Origin of the sequence: Shewanella canadensis (genome assembly GCF_003966225.1) — a bacterium.
GTDB lineage: Bacteria > Pseudomonadota > Gammaproteobacteria > Enterobacterales > Shewanellaceae > Shewanella > Shewanella canadensis.
Window position 1 is genome coordinate 182,281 of sequence record NZ_RXNU01000003.1, and the last position, 17,362, is coordinate 199,642.

Consider the following 17,362-nt stretch of genomic DNA (forward strand, 5'->3'; position numbering starts at 1 on the left):
TATTAGTTATTTTAACAATGTTGACATAAAGTTAAATCCTGATGAAAGTTATTCCTCTCCATGATGGTCTATTGTGACAGTAGTGATAAAAAGGATTAGCGATGCCACTAGTTAAAATATATCAAAAGTTTTTAGGGTTACTTCAATACGTTGAAGGTCTGGCTCCTCTGGCGCTTAGACTCTATCTTGCGCCGGTGTTGATGCAGGCTGGATACAACAAGTTATCGCATTTCAGTGATACAGCCGCCTGGTTTGGTAATCCTGATTGGGGACTTGGCTTGCCTATGCCTGAGGTGATGGTGGGACTCGCTGCCGGTACCGAACTTTTTGGGGGAGGACTCCTGATCTTGGGGTTAGCCACACGCCTTATCTCTATTCCTTTAATGGTCACTATGTTAGTCGCCGCACTTTCGGTTCACTGGGATAATGGTTGGTTGGCCATCGCAGATGTTAACTCCTGGCTTGCCAACGAGCAGGTTCTCGCAGCGGGAGATAAATTGGCTAAAGCCAGAGAGCTGTTACAGGAAAATGGTAACTATGAGTGGCTGACGAGCTCGGGAAATTTCGTGGTGCTAAATAACGGGATTGAGTTTGCAATTACCTATCTCATTATGTTGATGGCGCTACTCTTTATGGGAGGAGGACGTTACACCAGCCTGGATTATTATGTCGACAGGTATTTTAATAAGAGAAATTAAACCTGCTTTTCCTCTGTCTTGATAACATTTTTGTAAATCCCACCATTTTGGTGGGATTTACGTTTAAACCTTTGTTATTCTGTTTTTAAATAGATAACCGATACCAATCGGTATAACAAGGACTGCATCTTGGACGCCATAAAATTACTGCTAACCCGACAGTCATCTCCTCGTCTTGTTGAACCTGGTCCCGATGAGACTCAATTAAAAAACATTTTGGATGCGGCCGTGAGGGTTCCCGATCATGGGGGCCTCTCGCCTTGGGAGTTCATCATCGCCGAGGGAGAAGGTTTATCCCGACTGGGTGAGGCCTTCCTCAATGCCGTGATAAAAAACGGGGGGGATGAGACCCTGCAAGGTAAGGTGAAAGGGATGCCACTACGTGCGCCTATGGTAATAGTGGTGGTAGCTAAACCAAAACCACACCCTAAGGTGCCTGAGCTTGAGCAGCTACTTGCAGCGGGCTGCGCGACGATGGCCATGCAACAAGCGGCGTTTGCTCAAGGGCTTGGCGGAATATGGCGTACCGGCGATATGGCATACGATGAGCATGTTCATCAAGCGCTGGGCCTCGAGGGGAGTGAGACAATTGTCGGCTTCCTGTATCTGGGGACTCCCGCACTGAAGGCACCGATAAAAGCGAGTCGAGAGGGGGCACATTTTGTTCGCTATCTCTGATCTGTTATTTCACGACTGATATCGACGGATAATTAGTCAATAAAAATGCCCGATTGATTCTCATAAACCGGGCGTTTTTATTGATAATAATTGGTGTTGTATCGCGTTAAGAGCCCGCTTTCCCAACATCCAGCTGTTCAAACCAATCCAGAAACTGAGCGACTTGTTCCCCTCTGAATATGCGTCCATGCTGAGGGCACATAAAGTCGATGTCGAGCTTTCTGACTCTTTGTATCCACTCATTTTTTGCACTGTTTGAGGGCATCCAGCGTTGATGGAAGAATTTCATCTTCTTGGTATGGGCCTCGAAGTCATCGACGAAAATATCGACATCGTGATCTTCCAGCGCGGCACCAATGTCACCACACATCAAAATCCTGGCTGCCGGATCATAAACATTCATATTTCCGGAGGAGTGCAGATAGTGTGCGGGGATAAAATGTATTTCTACTTGATCCAACATTAAACGACTTCCCTCATCGGGTATAGGCTCGTAGCTGATATTACTCATGCCAAAATGTCTGATAAAGCTCTCCCAAAGCCATGGCGAATAGAGCTTTGCGCCGGGCAGCGTCTGATCCCAGAGTCCGAGGGATGAGATGATGTCAGGGTCCTGATGGGAAGCAAAGAGGTGGGTGAGTTGTTCGAGCGGAATATGTTTTACGATATTGGCTAACATGGGCGCAAATAACTCGACTCCCCCCGGATCCATCAACAGGGCTTTCTTGTCGGTGACTATCATGTACTGATTTGTATCTATGATTTTTTCCGACTTTTCCGGATCCCGGCCAAAGTAGATCCATTTATGAGTGGGTGTTTCAACGATAAGCTGACTCTTCATCTATTGTGCTTCCCTGTCTGTGTGACTGAAATCGAGTTGAATATTGAGTGTATGAATTTAGTGTATGAACTTAGTTTATGCGGCTTCTTGTCCGCATGAACCATCGAAAAGTGCGATGGCATTATCGACTCGTTGCCGGATAAGGTTGGCAACATTGTCGACGCGATTGGCAACATCGTTAAAGGTTGCCTGATTGGCGACATCGACCCGACACGCCTCAATTCTGCATATGGATGCGAGGATATTGGCGGTTCTTAGGTTTCTCTTTAATTCATGGAGCTGCACCTCCATTTGGTTGATGAGATGCTGAAATGAATGTTGCAGTTGTTGATAATTTTTTGAGGTCTTCTCGACGGCAGGTGCGATGGTCGATGCAAATTTTGCCTCTCGAGCATTTTTCTTCGCTTTCTCAAAGTGCTTAAGTGCTGTCGCCGCTCTAGCGGTATCGGCAGCTAACTTACTGGCCTTGTGAGCCAGATTGTTAATGTCAGTCGCGGCCTTCATCGTGTAACAGGCTAGATCATCGATGAAACCGGTTAAGGCCTTAAACCCTAATGCGGCATTACCGACCCGGGATGATGCAGCCTGGGCATTGCTGGCGGTCAGGTTAATCTGTTTACAATAGGTTAATGTATGGTTGAGTTCGGCAGCAACAACGGCTGCAATGACGTAATATTGGCTGACTTGAGTTCGTTTCCTTGACATAGTTCGCTGCTTCCTCTGCTTGACTGAACAAAGTATAGTCTAATTATTTCATGTCAATATGTTGGAAATTCATTTGATTGTATTGGAAACATCCAGGTTAATTCTGCGTCATGTAGAGATCGCAGATGCAGATTTTATTTTGAGTTTACTCAATACTCAGGGGTTTCTTGAGAATATTGGTGATAGAGGAGTCAGGGACCTTTTACAGGCTGAAACCTATCTACTCGATGGCCCACTGGCCAGCTATCATCAGAATGGTTTCGGACTTTACCTCGTTGAGCTAAAAGAGAGTGGTGAACCGATAGGCCTCTCCGGCTTAGTGAAAAGACCACTGTTTGACAGTCCCGATCTAGGCTATGCACTCTTGCCTGCGTTTTGGGGGAAAGGCTTTGCGCTAGAGTCAGCTAAAGCCGTACTCCTTCATTGTAAAGTACTAGGGCTCAGGCGGGTGCTGGGTATAGTGAGTCCCGGTAACGAGGCATCGATTTCGGTGTTAGAAAAAGTGGGTATGTCTTATAAAGAGACAAGAGTCTGGGAGGAGGATAACTCGGAAGTACTCATCTATGGAGTCACTATTGACTGGTGAAGTCAGTCGGCAATTGTGTTAACTTTATTGATATAAATCAAAGTTGTTGTTTTTTTAACTCAGTTTTTTTGATTTTTGCCTAATCGAAACAGGGAGAGTGTTGTGAAAAGTGAAGTTCATGCTGAGTGTTTATCCGGAGAACATATCCTGCTCGAACCTTTGAGTTTAGAGCATATTCCCGCGCTTTCTCTGGCGGTCTCAGACGGAGAGCTTTGGCAGTTATGGTACACGAGCGCCCCTCATCCCGATGAGATGAAAGAGTATATCGAAACGGCATTAGCCGCGGAGAAAAAAGGAGAAGCATTAGCCTTTGCCGTACGGGATAAACTTTCCGGTGAGATCATCGGCTCGACGCGGATCTGCAATTGGGATCAGGCAAACAGGCGTTTGGAAATTGGTTATACCTGGTATGCCAAGCGTGCACAAAGAACTTCTGCGAACACCGAGGCCAAGCTGTTAATGCTGGAGTATGCTTTTGAAACGCTGGATGTCATGGCGGTGGAGTTTAGAACCCACTGGCATAATCAAGCCTCGAGAGAGGCCATCACCCGTCTCGGGGCCAAACAAGATGGTGTACTGAGAAACCATAAATTACTGAGTGACGGTACCGTCAGGGATACCGTGGTCTATTCGATTATTGATCGTGAGTGGGCCGCGGTAAAACAGAATTTGAAGTTCAGGATGCAGAAATATCACGTGTGATCAATAAGTACTATCCATAAGTACTATCAATAAAAGCTATCAATTATTTAAAACAATAAAAACCAAGGGATCTCAAATGCTGACTTCTGTACCTCATCTATCCATCTCCAATAAGCATAGAGTCAAAAATATTGTGCTCGTACTTTCTCTCTCTCTGTCGGTTCACCTGCCAGCCGCCGCAGCAGCCCCAGAGGCTTCAGAGGCTGAAATTGCGTTTAATCATGAAGTGCTCGAGTGTGCGTCTTATTATCAAATTAGCTCGAATGCGATCTCTCAGATGAATGCCCCACAGATGAAAGTCGTCGGTGAGCGTTTGTTGCAGTCTTCACTGGATGCGATAGCGTTAGCTGAGAAATATCAGAGTAAAGAGCAAGTCGCTAATACACTCTCGAGTGTCAAAGAAAAGCAGCTGGCATCATTGCCCAATAGTAAAAGTTTAGGGGGCTTGATGGGAAAATATAAAGACAGATGTAAGTCTCTGCTCGCCGACCCACAACAACGACTCGATTATTGGACCATGGCGACCATGTAATATCCTTCAGTTTCCTGTTTTCAAACCGACTCAGTTTATTAAGAATGAGCTTATTTGCCTGAAGGTGAGAATTTATTTGAAAGATTTAGATCCACTCTCCTGTCTATTAGGCAAGGTCAACCGATTAATGAGCGAAGGGAAGGTTAGATAATTTCCATGAATCTATATTTTATAGCTGCTGCAGGTATGGGACTTATTACCTGCGTAGGCCATTTCACCTATGGCGTTAAACATTTTTTAACGCCTATGCTGAATGCTCAGTTTGAGCCTGTGGCTAAAGCGGTATTACATTGTGTGTTCCATTATGTGTCAGTTTTTCTTGTTTTATCAACGTTAGTGCTCGCTTCATGTGGCTTCGAATTAGTGTCAAATATGCAGGGCTTTAGCCTTGTCTTGTTTGTGGCATTAAACTTTGGCATATTTGCTATCTGGCAGATCTATATTGCCTTTGTCAGCGATATAAAGACGCCATTTAGACACCTTTTTCAGTGGGTGTTATTTTTGGGGATCGCGACGATGACTCTGATGGGGGTCTACCTCTAATTATTCACCTTTTCGACCAACATGATTAACCTTTCTAACGTTATTTCCGCATTTGTTGCAGTTAGTTGAGAGTCATTCTTAACTAATTGCAAATTAATTAAATTCAATTGCTATTTCATTCACCTATCTGTCAATCTGTTGCGCAGATACCTGTCATGACTCGCTATATAAAACGCTGACATTATCAATTTGTCCTGAACTCCTATGGCTATTTTAGGTCGAAATTGGGTCGGGCTGGTATTCAATTTTGCAGGTGCAACACTGAGCCGCAAAGTGATGAGCTGTATTCCATTTTTTGTAGAGCTAAACATGAGCGTTAGTAAGAGATTCTTATGATAAAAGTGAGCGGATTAAAAAAAGAATACCGGATGGGAGAGACCTCTGTTTTTGCCCTCAATGGGGTCGATTTTACCATCAATAAAAATGAGTTTGTCGCGATTATGGGCCCATCAGGTTCGGGTAAATCGACATTGATGAATATCATAGGTTGTTTGGATAAACCCACTGAAGGGAGTTATCAGCTAAACCAACAAGAGGTTGCGAGCCTTGACGATGATGCCTTATCGGCGGTGCGTAATAAGGAGATAGGCTTCGTCTTTCAAAGTTTTCACCTTTTACCTAGGATGACCGCACTACAAAATGTCTTGTTGCCCCTGCGTTTTTCTAACCCTCCAAATGATGACCGCACCTATGCCAGTGAGTTGTTAACTCGGGTGGGACTCGGTACCAGACAAGAGCACCGTCCAAACCAGTTATCCGGTGGCCAAAGGCAGCGAGTCGCCATCGCGCGCTCGTTAGTTAATCGCCCCGCAATCTTACTTGCAGATGAACCGACCGGGGCATTAGACAGCAAGACATCGGTTGAGATAATGGCTCTGTTTACCGAGCTGCATAAAGCCGGGCAAACCATAATCCTGGTGACTCATGAAGAGGAGGTTGCCGCCTATGCGCAGCGGGTGATCCGTATGCGTGATGGTCATATTGTCGAGATAGAGGAGCGAGGTGAGTATGCGGCTTAACCGTAATGCCAAGGGAGTAAACTGGTGTCAGACCATGTTGATGGCCGCTCTTTTGCTGCCTTTTTCCCCTATAGGCGCAGCGAGTGAAGCCCCCGGCCTGAGCTCGAACCTTAGCTCGAACAAACCGTCAGTTGCTGAGCGCTTGTTATTGACAGGTAAGATCTCATCGGTGAAATCACAATCCTTTATGGTGCCCAAAGCAGGCGATGCCTGGCGCTATCAAATTCAATGGATGTTGCCCGAAGGCTCGATAGCCAAGCCCGGTGAAACCGTAGTCATCTTCGATAAGAGTCAGCTCGCTAATCAAATTGAACAGTTAGAGGCCAGTCTGCTGCGGGTGACGGCTCAAGAGCAGAGTCAGTCTATCGATCTGACCTCGAGCGTATTACAGGCCAAATTTGATCTTAAACAGAAAGTATCCGAGCTTGAGAAGAGTCAGCTCGATGCCGGTGTTCCCGCCGATTATATCGCTGCCAAAGATTATGCCGAAAACCAGTTTAATTTAATGAAGGCAAAAAGTGAGTTAGCTAAGGCTAAGCAATCCCTCAAAGAGGTATTAGATAAGCAGATGGCGAGTAATGCCCAGCTGGCCATAGATAAAAGTCGTGCAAACCTCGAGTTGGCACAAGCCTTAAATGGTTTAGAGCAGTTAGCGCTGAAAGCCGAGATAAAAGGCCCGCTGCTTTATGGTAGCGACCCCTGGTCGCAAAAGAAGTATGCGGTGGGCGATACCGTTCAGATAGGCAGGCTGATAGCCAGCTTACCCGCCATGGAGGAGTTAGAGGTTGTGGCGTGGGTGAATGAGGTTGATGTCGATAAGATCGCTATCGGACATCCCGTGACATTACGATTAGATTCGCAATCTGATATCAGTTTTAGTGGTGATATTAAGCTGATTGGCCGTCAGGCCCAGAAGCAGGTCGCCTGGGGAAGTAGTAACTGGTTTAAGGTGGAGATCCGTTTTGAGCCCGATGAGAGAGTCAAAATCATCCCCGGAATGAGTGTATTAGTCACCGCAGCGGGGCAGATATGATGTTTTCTAAAATGGGTAACAAGGGTCACACTCGACTAAAGCTGCTCGTCCCGACAGTCACTCTACTATTGCTAAGCGGCTGTGGCGGCGCGGCCGTGACCAGCGTGGAGCGAGGTGTATTGAGCCAAAGTATCGATGTCACGGGTGAGCTCGTTTCGGCCGATACCATCTCCATGATGCCGCCCGCATTACGCCGGGTGTGGCAATATCAGGTCAAACAGCTGGCACCCGAAGGCTCAGAGGTTAATCAGGGTGACATGGTCGCTCAACTGGATACTTCGGAGCAGACTCAACGTCTCTCGGTCAAGACGGCCAAGCTTGAGGCAACGACTCAAGATATTGAAACCTCTAAGTTACGCAATGCGAAAAGGCTCGAGGAGTTGAGACTCGAACTTGCCGAAGCCCGGATGAATTTCGAGAAGGCCCAGAGAAAATTCAAACTCTCTGACGATACGGTCGCCGCGATCGACAAAATAAAATATGAAAAAGATGCGGAGATCGCGAAGGATAGAGTCGTTCTGACCGAACAGAAGCTGGATCTCGAGGCCCAGAGCGCCAGACAGAGAGAAGCGATGTTGATGGGAGACCAGCAAAAATTTGCCTCTGAGGTCGATGCGCTCAAACGTGGGATCGCGTCTTTGACTCTGATTGCGCCGAGAGCCGGAATGGTGGTGTACGGTAATGATACTCAAGGGAATAAGATCAAAGAGGGTCAGTCTGTGTTTATGGGAGACACGGTGTTGAGTATTCCCGATCTCAACAATATGCAGGTGAACATGACGATTCCTGAGGTAGAGGCAAGAAGGGTTAAGTTGGGACAGGTGTTAAAAATTCGCCTCGATGCCAACCCGGATCGTCTCTTCAGCGGGAAGATCATCGAACTAGGCGCCGTCTTTCGTAATAAAAATCAGGATATCCCTTTGGTTATCTTCGATGCCGTCGCCAGCATAGATGAAGCGGATACTGAGCTTATGCGTCCGGGGATGACGGCCAAGATATCGATCGATATCGCCAACGATAAAGAGCAGCTGCTCCTGTCGCTGGATGCGGTGCATTATGATGCCGGTCAAGCTTACGTATTAACGCCGGGTCTGTTTGGTGAGTCAAAACAGCGGGTCACATTAGGCGCGATAGGCAAGGAGCTGGTGTCGATCACTTCCGGCCTCGAAGTGGGTCAGGAGGTGCTACTGCCATGATAGCCATATTCACACTAAAACAAACAGGAATGGGCACCACGGGTTGGGTTACAAGAGGTCAGCTATCTAAGGCATTAGCCTTAATCGGACTCTTGAGCTTGTCTGCCTGCAGTCAACAGGCCACCGATGGGGTGTTGACTATGGATGTACAACGCTCCGACTTTAATGTCGAGATCCCTGCCGTTGGTGAGTTAGAGGCCAGTCAGTCGACCGCGGTGACGGTGCCGTCGGGTCTGAGAGGGCCCCAGTCTTTAGCCTGGATCTTGGATAACTTTACGTCGGTTAAAGCGGGGGACGTTGTCGCACGTATGGATCCTACCCGTGAGACTTATCGTCTTAAGATGGAGCAGTTTGATTTCGATAAGCTCAGTTTCGACAGTCAGATACAGGCAGAGAAAGACAGGACCATCAGCCAGACACTGTCGACCGGAACAGAAATGACGAGCCGGGAGAAGGCGTTAGCCGAGCGTTATTTCAGTGAAGATGAACGCGTCTACACTAAGATAGAGATAATCGATCAGATGCGAAATCAAGACTATCTGGTCGCCAAGATGCACTATTTCGATTGGGGCCTGGATAAGCATGGTTCTCAAGCTCAGGCGGAGCAGGAGCTAATTAAGCTCAGGCAGAAAGGGCACTCGGCAAAAATTAATCGTTTCGAAAACAATCTAAACCAGATGGAGATCACCGCTCCCCATGACGGACTCTTCGTCTATCAAGCGGGCTGGGATGGTGCATTTCCGGTCGTTGGCGACATGATGTGGTCTGGTTTCCCCATTGGCCTGCTTCCCGATACATCTGTGATGCAAGCCAAACTCTTCGTGCAGGAGTCTGAAGCGGCAGGCTTATCTATCGGTAAAAAAGCCACCGTCTATCTCGACGCGTATCCGGACAGAGCGTTTATGGGAAAGGTGACGCAGCTCGACGCTTTAGCTAAGCCGAAAGAGAAAGACAGCCCGGTGAATTACTTTCAATTTACCATCAGTCTGGATAGTACCTCGGCAGACATCATGCAGCCGGGTCGTCAGGTGCGGGCGCAGGTGCACTCTCTGAATCTCAAAGATGTGGTGACAGTGCCCAATCAGGCGCTGTTTCAAAAAGAGGGACAATATTGGGTCTACCTGAAAACCGGCAAAGGTTTTATCAAGCAGCAGGTGACTCCCGGTAGTCGCAGCTTAAATCGCACCGTCATCACAGAAGGATTAGTCTCAGGAGATGTTATCGCCCTGACAACGCCGCCTAAAAGGAGTCGGGTATGAGTCTCTTGAACGAAAGCAGAGTCTACATAGAGGGCATTAAGCAAGCCTTCGATGAGATGCGCCATCATAAGCTTCGCACAGCATTAACCCTGCTGGGCATGATTTTCGGTGTCGGCGCGGTCATTGCCATGTTGAGTGTGGGGGAGGGAGCCGAGCGTGAAGCCCTTAAGATGATCGAATCCATGGGAGTCAGGAACCTGGTCGTCAACGCCAGATCCGCCGATGGAGAGGCGCTTAAGTCGATTCGTGAACACAGCATTGGTCTTAGTCTCAGAGATGTAGAAAGCGCGAAGGATACTCTGCCATTTGTTGAAAACTGGAGTGCCCAGAAGCAGGTAAAAACATTCAGCCTGTTTAGTCTGGAGGGGCGCAGTGATGCACAAGTTAAAGGCGTGACCCCGAGTTACTTCTCGCTCAGTGCACTCAGGCTCAGTGGTGGTAAAGCCTTCGATAGTTCGGATGAAAGTCATTACCGCCAAGTGGCTGTGCTGGGCCCGGAAGCGGCGAGAAGCCTGTTTCCTCAGGGGCAAGCTATCGGCAGCGAGATCAAGATAAATCATCAGTGGTTTACTGTGGTTGGCGTGTTAACCGACGCTCAGAGTGGTAAGTCAAAGATACAGGGCGTGAAGCTGGGCGGCGAACGAAATCAGGTCTTTATTCCGTTGGCGACGGCGCTTAAGAAGATGAACTTTAAGTCTCTGGAAGATGAATTGGATTCGTTTAAAGTGTCGATTACTGAAAATGTGGATCCCTCACTGGCTGCGAAGAGTCTGCGTCACCTGATTAACCGCCGCCATGGCGGTGAGAAAGACTATGACATCGTGGTGCCAGCCGATCTGCTGGCGCAGCACCAAAAGACTCAGCAGATCTTCAATATCGTTATGGCGTGTGTTGCCGGGATCTCTTTATTGGTGGGTGGCATAGGGATCATGAATATCATGTTAGCCACTATCATGGAGCGTACGGGAGAGATCGGTTTGTTGCGGGCACTCGGGGCGAGGCGTAAAGATATTGCACGTCAGTTCTTAATCGAGAGCATCGTCATCTCAGCCACCGGCGGCATCATAGGTATTGGTGTCGGTTTGCTGCTTGCTGTGGTGATATCGGCTGCTGCCGGCTGGCCTGTGGCTTGGTCACCCTTCGCCATCATTCTAGCGCTCGGTGTCTGCATGACAATCGGTGTCGGTTTTGGTCTGTATCCTGCCAAGAAAGCCGCCAGATTAGATCCGATTGTCGCCCTGCAACGAGATTAATAACCTCTTATGCTACCCATTATACCAATCGGTATAATGGGTAGCTCAACTCAAGCTAAGATCATTCAAGACCGCCAACCCTGCCTCGCTTCTCTGTTTACTCTCTCAATCCCTGTAAACCATCACAATCATAAAGTTTTCTGATGATTAGCGAGTGCTTTATAAGCAGAGCCTGAACACCTTTTAGACACTTACAGAATTGACGTTTGAAATTCCGGCAAAAGCGTTCGGTTGCTTATGTTTTATAAGGGCGTAACCGGCTTTTTGATATATCCTTACGCACCATTTTTTGCCTGACGATCCCGTTGACAGGTTTTGAGCTCGCCGCTCACCGATAAAGAAGTCCGTTATGTTTTACACCGAAAACCCAGCCGTTCGATACCCGAAAGGGAATTTTGCCATGTGGAGCGTTTACAGCTTTACGGGGGCATCCATCCTCGCCTCAATCGTCTTCTCCATGTTGTTATTTTTATCCATCGATGACGATCCATTTATGCAGGTGATGTTTGGCTCGCTTGCAGTGATTTTTGAGTTGGGTAAGTTTTTCGCCTGGTATGAAGTTGGCGAACGTCAGGCTCGGCGTAACTATAGTGGGATGATATTTGCTTTAGCCTTCTATGCTGTACTGGCTGCCATCTCAATAGGTGGCTCGGTAGGCGGAATAAACAGCGCCACCAATAAGGCGCAGGAGCATGCGAATGTTCATCAGAGCAAAGTGAACGCTTATAACATGCAGATTGACTCGATAGAGAAGCAGATCGAGCTTAATAACGTAGCGGCTGAGAAATATATTCAGATGGAGCGTATCGCAACTGGGGTTAAGCGTATTCAAAAAGAGAACGATAAACTCAGGAACGAACAGCGGCGCTTAGCGATGGAGCGAGACAGCTTGCCCCTGACAAGCCAGGGCTCGGTCATTGGCTTGATCGATAGTCTGGCCAACGCCTTGAATGTATCGACTCAGACGGCCCAATTAAGCTTAGTGGTTTTTCTCTCGGTACTGCTCGATTTTTTTGCCGCATTCTTCGTCGGACTCATAGGTGAAGAAAATCGATTCAGATACCAGTTCCGCCACACGAACCCGATGACCATTGATGGCTTCTCCATTCCGGAGCTGAAGGCCCCGGACCTGCTCAGTCATTTCAAACCACATCAAGCCAGTTCGATGCAATATGCCAGCGAAGTTGAAGATGTCACTGCTGCGCCAGTTATTTCAAAGAGCGCCTATGAAATGGCAATCGATGCCTTAACTGCAAATCAGGTTAATTGCAGTAAGCGCGCGGTCAGTAAATACCTCAATATCTCTACCGATGAGGTGGATCAGATATTTAGCCGCTTATTTAATGAAGGCATTGTCAGTAAGAAACCCAATAACCACTTTCAGTGGCATGGTGTGAGCGAGTCCATTGCTTAGTTAGTTATTGATTGATAATACGACTTTACCAGCTGCCTGGGATCACTTGGGCTGGTTGAGTCGTCCTTTCTCACCTTTCCATATCCTTTTCATTTTTACTGCCTTCTCAGATTAATCGAACGCTAATTCAGTTATTCAGACTTTACAAAATCCATATGTTCTGTATATTGAATATTGGATATTTTATCTGATTTGGTCGCAAACAGATAATGCTGTCATTCAATACCGCGGTGCCGGGTCGCTTGAACTCGGTTACTGCGCTCATCTATACCTCCTTGCTTTAAATTATTTTCACAGAATGTTTAACAAGGCAGGTTTAAAAACAATAAGAGAAACTATTGATATGATAAATAAACTGACCCTCTCGATCTGTGCCGTGCTGATAGGTACATCTTCATACGCACAGGCTAAGCAGCCCGAGTTCGCCGCTCACCACTGTAAAGCTGCAGAAATTAATGCTCAGCATTATAGGAATTTTCCTGATGCCTTACTGGAAGCTCAAATGCGGCAAGAGAGCATAGCTGCAGTTAAACAGGCTAGGCAGGATAATCGTCACAAGTCAGGGGATAGCAGCAGTCTTGTAGATATGTTGGCCATTTCAGACACTCCCGGATATGTCATTCCTGTGGTATTTCATGTCTATGGCACGGTTCATAATGGTGACACGGTTAATGATGCCGTCATCATCGATGCCCTCTATAAAACCAATGAAGATTTCCGGGGTCAGACTGCGGATTACGCCGACATCGATCCTGAGTTTACCGGTGTTAAAGACAGCTTGAATGTCGAATTTCGTCTGGCCAGTCTGGATCCCGACGGTAATCCCACTTCGGGGATCATCTATCATCCGCAATCTTCGGGTGCCGGTAACTATTCCAGCAGCGATGTGAAGAATGATCATTGGGATAACTACAAATACATGAACGTGTATATTCAAAATGATCTCTATGCCGATGGTGTGACCAATAACTCCGGGGTCGCCTGGTATCCGGACTCTGGCATGTCTGACGATGGTTTGGCCCGTGTTACCTACAATGGGGCTTATTTAGGTACGAACACAGATGAGAATTTCCGCTCTGTGTTAACCCATGAATTTGGCCACTTTCTCGATCTGATCCATACCTTCGAAGGTGGATGTAAGCGCGGCGCGGCTAAGCGTTGCGGTAAAACCGGTGATAAGAATTGCGACACGCCTCAGCAAAATAGTTGGCAGATGAACCCGGGAGATGGTGGGATCTTAAACTGTCTGGGTGAGACGATTAACTGGCAGAACTTTATGGCCTATTCGGATCAGTATGCTAATTACACTCAAGATCAGGTCGACCGCATGGTTAATGGCTTAAATAGCAATGCACGTCAAACCTTATGGTCAGCGTCTAACTTGGCGGCGACCGGCACCGCCGATTGAACCTTGTCATCATGCTGTCAGTAAAATAATTTATGGAAAATTTCGACCGCAAGGATGCGGTTTTTAAGAGTCCCCTTCAACACTAGCGTATCGACCTGATAAAACTCCAATAAGGCGACTGCACTACTCCCGGCAAACGGCTGCTCTCACGGCTCGATTTCACTTCTCAATTCCGTTTAACCTGTTAGAGTAGATACTCGACACCTGTCTTATGCTGGTCATTGAAAAATATCGAATTTTTCTACCGAAACATACCGGAAGCAGGTTAAAAGACTAATATCAGAAGCTAATACAAGCGCTTGTATCTGAGGCTAAGACAAGCGCTAATGTCAGGGAGAGTCACCATGGAACGCAACACTAAAAGCATGATTTTTAGTCTTCAGGTTATAGCGTACAAGGGCTATATGAAGGTTTTAAAGGTGGCGGCCAAGGTCATTCCAATGCCTAAACCAACCCTGTTTACCGGTGCCGGTTCATCACTTGAGTTGTGTGACGCCATGGCTCAGATGGGGATGAAGAGGGTGTTGATCGTCACCGACACTGTTCTGATAAAGCTGGGGCTTTTAGATGCGATTCAAACGAGTCTGTCGGACAATGATGTTGAATATGTCATCTATGATGGTGTATTGCCCGATCCGACTTATGCCCAGGTAGAGTCCGGCTTAGCCCTATATAAAAGCCATGCTTGTGATGCCATCCTGGCTGTCGGCGGAGGCTCGCCGATAGATGCTGCAAAAGTGATCGCCGCCAGGGTTAATAATCGCCGGGAGATCAAGAAACTAACCGGGCTCTTCAGAGTCTGGAAAGCGCCTGCGCCATTGTTTGCCATTCCGACCACTGCGGGGACGGGTTCGGAGGTGACTATCGCCGCGGTGGTTTCCGATCCAGTCACCCACAAAAAGACACCTCTCATCGATCCCAAACTTGTTCCCATGATGGCATCGCTGGACGCGTCGTTAATGACGGGGTTGCCCGCTCATGTGACGAGCGCGACAGGCATGGATGCACTGACCCATGCCGTAGAAGCCTTTATCTCAAAAAATGCCTCTGCCGATACCGATGCCTATGCAATCGCGGCGACGCGTCTTATCATGCAAAATTTATCAAAAGTGGTCCTCGATGGCAGCGATCTCAAGGCGCGGCACAATATGGCTATGGCCTCCTATTACGCAGGTCTGGCATTTACCAAGGCAAGCTTAGGCTATGTCCACGCCATCTCGCATAACCTGGGGGCCAAATATGGCACTCCCCACGGCTTAGCCAATGCCATCGTGTTGCCCTATGTACTTAATTACTCTAAGGCCGAAATAGTGCCACGTTTGGCCGAGCTGTCACGTGCCTGTGGTTTTGGCGCAGGTGGAGACACAGACGAGGCGTTGGGGCAGGGCTTTATCGAGCATATTCAGGAGATGCTCAAAGAGTATGGCATCGCTTCACAGCTCGATGTGTTGAAGCTTGAAGATGTGCCCGAGTTAGCCAAGGCGGCGTTAACAGAAGCCCACTTTAACTATCCTGTGCCAAAATATATGAATCAAGACCAGTGTGAATCTCTGATCAAGCAGATGCTGGTGGCTTAACCGGCACTGCTCAGCTATCAGGGGCCAGCGGATAGCTGAGCTTACTCATAGTCCTTGGTGAACTCGCCCGTAGAAGAGGGTGAGCTCACTCATAGAAAAAGATGCTGAATAGGCGTAATATGCCGTTCCTGTTTTTATGGTGAACTTCTTATGAAACTTTTTTTTGCCTCCGATCTCCATGGCTGCTTCGATAGCACTTCACAAATGATCGCCGCGTTCGAACGAAGCGGCGCCGAGCATCTTATCTTATTAGGGGACATACTCAATCACGGTCCCAGAAATGCGCTGCCATCGGGCTATGCACCTATCAAGGTTGCAGAACTGCTGAACCAATACGGTGATAAAATCATCGCCGTAAGAGGAAACTGTGACAGTGAAGTCGACCAGATGCTGCTCGATTTTCCTATCATGTCTGACTATAACTTAGTGCTGCTGCCTAACGGCCGACGTCTGTTTTTGACCCATGGTCACCTATTTAACAGTGATAGCAGTAACAGTCATAAGCATCCCCGCCTGTGCCCCGGTGATATCATCGCCTCCGGTCATACTCATCTTCCTGTCGCCGCACCCAAGGGTGAGTTTATCGAATTTAATCCAGGCTCTGTGACCATTCCCCGTGGCGGACATGTTGCCAGCTATGGATTACTTGAGGACGACACCCTATCGGTAATGAGCTTCGATGGAAAAGAGCTCTGCTCTGTGCACCTCGACTAAGTATCGCGGCTGCGATATCAATTAACTCATTGACTCGATTGTTTTTTCTGTGTTACTTGTTAATCACTGTTTGTGTTTAGCTTCGTGATAAGAAAGAGGGAGTAAGAGTGAAAACAATCGGCATGATAGGCGGAATGAGTTGGGAGTCTACGTTAAGTTACTACAAGGCCCTCAATGAGGGGGTAAAGCAACACCTCGGTGGGCTACACAGTGCGAAAATAGCACTCGTGAGTGTCGAGTTTGCCGAGATAGAGCGGCTACAACACTCGGGAGAGTGGGGCAAGACGGCAGATATTCTTAGCGATGCCGCCGTTTCGGTCGAAGCCGCCGGCGCCGATTTTTTCATGATATGCACTAACACCATGCATAAAGTCGCCGATGAGATCTGCGCTAAGGTGTCTATTCCGCTACTACATATCGCCGATGCCACGGCAGAGCAGTTAGTCAGTGACGGAGTAAAAAAGGTTGGCCTGCTGGGTACCCAATTTACCATGGAGCAGGACTTCTATCGTGGGCGCTTAACTGACAGGTTCGGTATCGAAGTGGTGATCCCAAATAGCGCACAACGAGAGCGCGTGCATCAGATCATCTATGAAGAGCTTTGTCAGGGGCAGGTGAATACAGCATCTCGTGAAGCCTACCTCGCTATTATTCAAGACCTACAAGCACAGGGAGCCGAAGCGGTCATCCTAGGCTGCACCGAAATAGCGCTGTTGGTGTCTCAGCAAGACACCGAAGTGCCTCTCTATGACACCACAGATATTCATGCCAAAGCGGCAGTTAAGCTGGCGCTGTCGTAGGTTTATAGTTATCTAAAGCCTGCGGCTCGTGCCGTGCAGGGATGCACAAATGTCGTGGTGGTAGTTCAATGATGTTCCCGACATCATCATGACATTACCCATATCCCTATGGGGCAGATGCCGATAAAGGACCCTAAAGTGCAGATACTTCTGTGGCTTGCTGTGAATACTTCCATGTAAGCTCGACGACAGCATCCATGCTGTCAACGGCCACAGCCGCATCTGCACCTGCTGATTTTAAAGAAAGTTATCTCTTCGATTTGGCTTTGTTGCTGGGCTTCGTAACTCATTTCTGCCCCAAAACGAGTTTCGTTATACTCAACACACTACAAAAATCACGAAATTATCCATAATAGAATATTGGAGCTAAACCTGCATATTTATGCTTATAAAGAGTTGAAAGA

19 protein-coding genes are annotated in these 17,362 nt (G+C 47.7%); 16 read left to right on the forward strand and 3 right to left on the reverse strand.

From position 1 onward, the window contains the following. Positions 1-101: 101 nt before the first annotated feature. Positions 102-698, forward strand: coding sequence for an HvfX family Cu-binding RiPP maturation protein (locus EKG38_RS06930; protein ID WP_126519558.1), 597 nt, complete (start codon positions 102-104; stop codon positions 696-698). Between the two features lie 129 nt (positions 699-827). Further along, the gene (locus EKG38_RS06935) at positions 828-1,376 is read left to right on the forward strand and encodes an NAD(P)H nitroreductase (RefSeq protein ID WP_126519559.1); all 549 of its coding nucleotides are present in this window, start codon (positions 828-830) and stop codon (positions 1,374-1,376) included. A 106-nt stretch (positions 1,377-1,482) separates the two neighbouring features. Here EKG38_RS06935 and EKG38_RS06940 read toward each other — a convergent pair whose 3' ends face one another. Both EKG38_RS06940 and EKG38_RS06945 read right to left on the reverse strand, forming a co-directional pair. Beyond that, positions 1,483-2,217 carry an oxygen-binding di-iron domain-containing protein gene (locus EKG38_RS06940; protein WP_126519560.1) on the reverse strand — a complete coding sequence of 245 codons (735 nt, stop codon included), beginning with the start codon at positions 2,215-2,217 and terminating at the stop codon, positions 1,483-1,485. Positions 2,218-2,292: 75 nt separating this feature from the next. Further along, positions 2,293-2,922, reverse strand: coding sequence for a chemotaxis protein (locus EKG38_RS06945; protein ID WP_126519561.1), 630 nt, complete (start codon positions 2,920-2,922; stop codon positions 2,293-2,295). 58 nt (positions 2,923-2,980) lie between these two features. Between EKG38_RS06945 and EKG38_RS06950 the strand changes: the two genes are divergently transcribed. The 10 genes from EKG38_RS06950 (at position 2,981) to EKG38_RS06995 (ending at position 12,459) form a co-directional block, all read left to right on the forward strand. Beyond that, positions 2,981-3,508, forward strand: a complete 528-nt coding sequence (locus EKG38_RS06950) for a GNAT family N-acetyltransferase (RefSeq protein ID WP_126519562.1) — start codon at positions 2,981-2,983, stop codon at positions 3,506-3,508. A gap of 102 nt (positions 3,509-3,610) precedes the next feature. Further along, positions 3,611-4,210, forward strand: coding sequence for a GNAT family N-acetyltransferase (locus EKG38_RS06955; protein WP_126519563.1), 600 nt, complete (start codon positions 3,611-3,613; stop codon positions 4,208-4,210). A 76-nt stretch (positions 4,211-4,286) separates the two neighbouring features. Then, positions 4,287-4,742 (forward strand): hypothetical protein, encoded by a 456-nt coding sequence (locus EKG38_RS06960; RefSeq protein WP_246033110.1) that lies wholly within the window; start codon positions 4,287-4,289, stop codon positions 4,740-4,742. A 156-nt stretch (positions 4,743-4,898) separates the two neighbouring features. Further along, positions 4,899-5,285 (forward strand): hypothetical protein, encoded by a 387-nt coding sequence (locus EKG38_RS06965; RefSeq protein ID WP_126519564.1) that lies wholly within the window; start codon positions 4,899-4,901, stop codon positions 5,283-5,285. Between the two features lie 332 nt (positions 5,286-5,617). Then, positions 5,618-6,304, forward strand: coding sequence for an ABC transporter ATP-binding protein (locus EKG38_RS06970; protein ID WP_126519565.1), 687 nt, complete (start codon positions 5,618-5,620; stop codon positions 6,302-6,304). After that, positions 6,294-7,337 carry an HlyD family secretion protein gene (locus EKG38_RS06975; RefSeq protein ID WP_126519566.1) on the forward strand — a complete coding sequence of 348 codons (1,044 nt, stop codon included), beginning with the start codon at positions 6,294-6,296 and terminating at the stop codon, positions 7,335-7,337. The genes EKG38_RS06970 and EKG38_RS06975 overlap by 11 nt, the downstream gene beginning before the upstream one ends. After that, the gene (locus tag EKG38_RS06980; protein ID WP_126519567.1) at positions 7,334-8,533 is read left to right on the forward strand and encodes an efflux RND transporter periplasmic adaptor subunit; all 1,200 of its coding nucleotides are present in this window, start codon (positions 7,334-7,336) and stop codon (positions 8,531-8,533) included. The genes EKG38_RS06975 and EKG38_RS06980 overlap by 4 nt, the downstream gene beginning before the upstream one ends. Next, positions 8,530-9,792, forward strand: coding sequence for an efflux RND transporter periplasmic adaptor subunit (locus tag EKG38_RS06985; protein WP_246033111.1), 1,263 nt, complete (start codon positions 8,530-8,532; stop codon positions 9,790-9,792). Before EKG38_RS06980 ends, EKG38_RS06985 begins: the two co-directional genes overlap by 4 nt. Beyond that, on the forward strand, positions 9,789-11,045 hold the full coding sequence (locus tag EKG38_RS06990; protein WP_126519568.1) for an ABC transporter permease: 1,257 nt from the start codon (positions 9,789-9,791) through the stop codon (positions 11,043-11,045). The genes EKG38_RS06985 and EKG38_RS06990 overlap by 4 nt, the downstream gene beginning before the upstream one ends. 349 nt (positions 11,046-11,394) lie before the next feature. Further along, a complete protein-coding gene (locus EKG38_RS06995) occupies positions 11,395-12,459 on the forward strand; it encodes a Preprotein translocase subunit SecY (protein WP_126519569.1) in 1,065 nt (354 codons plus the stop codon). A gap of 142 nt (positions 12,460-12,601) precedes the next feature. On the opposite strand, the gene EKG38_RS25345 is transcribed toward EKG38_RS06995, so the two are convergent. After that, positions 12,602-12,724 (reverse strand): hypothetical protein, encoded by a 123-nt coding sequence (locus EKG38_RS25345; protein ID WP_281276985.1) that lies wholly within the window; start codon positions 12,722-12,724, stop codon positions 12,602-12,604. Positions 12,725-12,802: 78 nt separating this feature from the next. On the opposite strand from EKG38_RS25345, the gene EKG38_RS07000 reads away from it, so the two are divergent. From EKG38_RS07000 to EKG38_RS07015, 4 genes are all read left to right on the forward strand, one after another. Beyond that, on the forward strand, positions 12,803-13,867 hold the full coding sequence (locus EKG38_RS07000) for a M43 family zinc metalloprotease (protein ID WP_126519570.1): 1,065 nt from the start codon (positions 12,803-12,805) through the stop codon (positions 13,865-13,867). A gap of 344 nt (positions 13,868-14,211) precedes the next feature. Next, positions 14,212-15,444, forward strand: a complete 1,233-nt coding sequence (locus EKG38_RS07005) for an iron-containing alcohol dehydrogenase (protein WP_126519571.1) — start codon at positions 14,212-14,214, stop codon at positions 15,442-15,444. 150 nt (positions 15,445-15,594) lie between these two features. Continuing rightward, positions 15,595-16,158 carry a phosphodiesterase gene (gene yfcE, locus EKG38_RS07010; protein WP_126519572.1) on the forward strand — a complete coding sequence of 188 codons (564 nt, stop codon included), beginning with the start codon at positions 15,595-15,597 and terminating at the stop codon, positions 16,156-16,158. 107 nt (positions 16,159-16,265) lie between these two features. Beyond that, positions 16,266-16,958 carry an aspartate/glutamate racemase family protein gene (locus tag EKG38_RS07015; protein ID WP_126519573.1) on the forward strand — a complete coding sequence of 231 codons (693 nt, stop codon included), beginning with the start codon at positions 16,266-16,268 and terminating at the stop codon, positions 16,956-16,958. Positions 16,959-17,362 lie beyond the last annotated feature (404 nt).

What these genes read in the sequence shown, in the direction of transcription:
- EKG38_RS06990 (WP_126519568.1), top strand. Translation starts at nt 9,789, where the DNA reads ATGAGTCTCTTGAACGAAAGCAGAGTCTACATAGAGGGCATTAAGCAA.
- EKG38_RS06970 (WP_126519565.1), top strand. Translation starts at nt 5,618, where the DNA reads ATGATAAAAGTGAGCGGATTAAAAAAAGAATACCGGATGGGAGAGACC.
- EKG38_RS06980 (WP_126519567.1), top strand. Translation starts at nt 7,334, where the DNA reads ATGATGTTTTCTAAAATGGGTAACAAGGGTCACACTCGACTAAAGCTG.
- EKG38_RS06940 (WP_126519560.1), bottom strand. Translation starts at nt 2,217, where the DNA reads ATGAAGAGTCAGCTTATCGTTGAAACACCCACTCATAAATGGATCTAC.
- EKG38_RS25345 (WP_281276985.1), bottom strand. Translation starts at nt 12,724, where the DNA reads ATGAGCGCAGTAACCGAGTTCAAGCGACCCGGCACCGCGGTATTGAAT.
- yfcE (WP_126519572.1), top strand. Translation starts at nt 15,595, where the DNA reads ATGAAACTTTTTTTTGCCTCCGATCTCCATGGCTGCTTCGATAGCACT.
- EKG38_RS06975 (WP_126519566.1), top strand. Translation starts at nt 6,294, where the DNA reads ATGCGGCTTAACCGTAATGCCAAGGGAGTAAACTGGTGTCAGACCATG.
- EKG38_RS06995 (WP_126519569.1), top strand. Translation starts at nt 11,395, where the DNA reads ATGTTTTACACCGAAAACCCAGCCGTTCGATACCCGAAAGGGAATTTT.
- EKG38_RS06985 (WP_246033111.1), top strand. Translation starts at nt 8,530, where the DNA reads ATGATAGCCATATTCACACTAAAACAAACAGGAATGGGCACCACGGGT.
- EKG38_RS07000 (WP_126519570.1), top strand. Translation starts at nt 12,803, where the DNA reads ATGATAAATAAACTGACCCTCTCGATCTGTGCCGTGCTGATAGGTACA.
- EKG38_RS06960 (WP_246033110.1), top strand. Translation starts at nt 4,287, where the DNA reads ATGCTGACTTCTGTACCTCATCTATCCATCTCCAATAAGCATAGAGTC.
- EKG38_RS06930 (WP_126519558.1), top strand. Translation starts at nt 102, where the DNA reads ATGCCACTAGTTAAAATATATCAAAAGTTTTTAGGGTTACTTCAATAC.
- EKG38_RS07005 (WP_126519571.1), top strand. Translation starts at nt 14,212, where the DNA reads ATGGAACGCAACACTAAAAGCATGATTTTTAGTCTTCAGGTTATAGCG.
- EKG38_RS06945 (WP_126519561.1), bottom strand. Translation starts at nt 2,922, where the DNA reads ATGTCAAGGAAACGAACTCAAGTCAGCCAATATTACGTCATTGCAGCC.
- EKG38_RS06950 (WP_126519562.1), top strand. Translation starts at nt 2,981, where the DNA reads ATGTTGGAAATTCATTTGATTGTATTGGAAACATCCAGGTTAATTCTG.
- EKG38_RS06965 (WP_126519564.1), top strand. Translation starts at nt 4,899, where the DNA reads ATGAATCTATATTTTATAGCTGCTGCAGGTATGGGACTTATTACCTGC.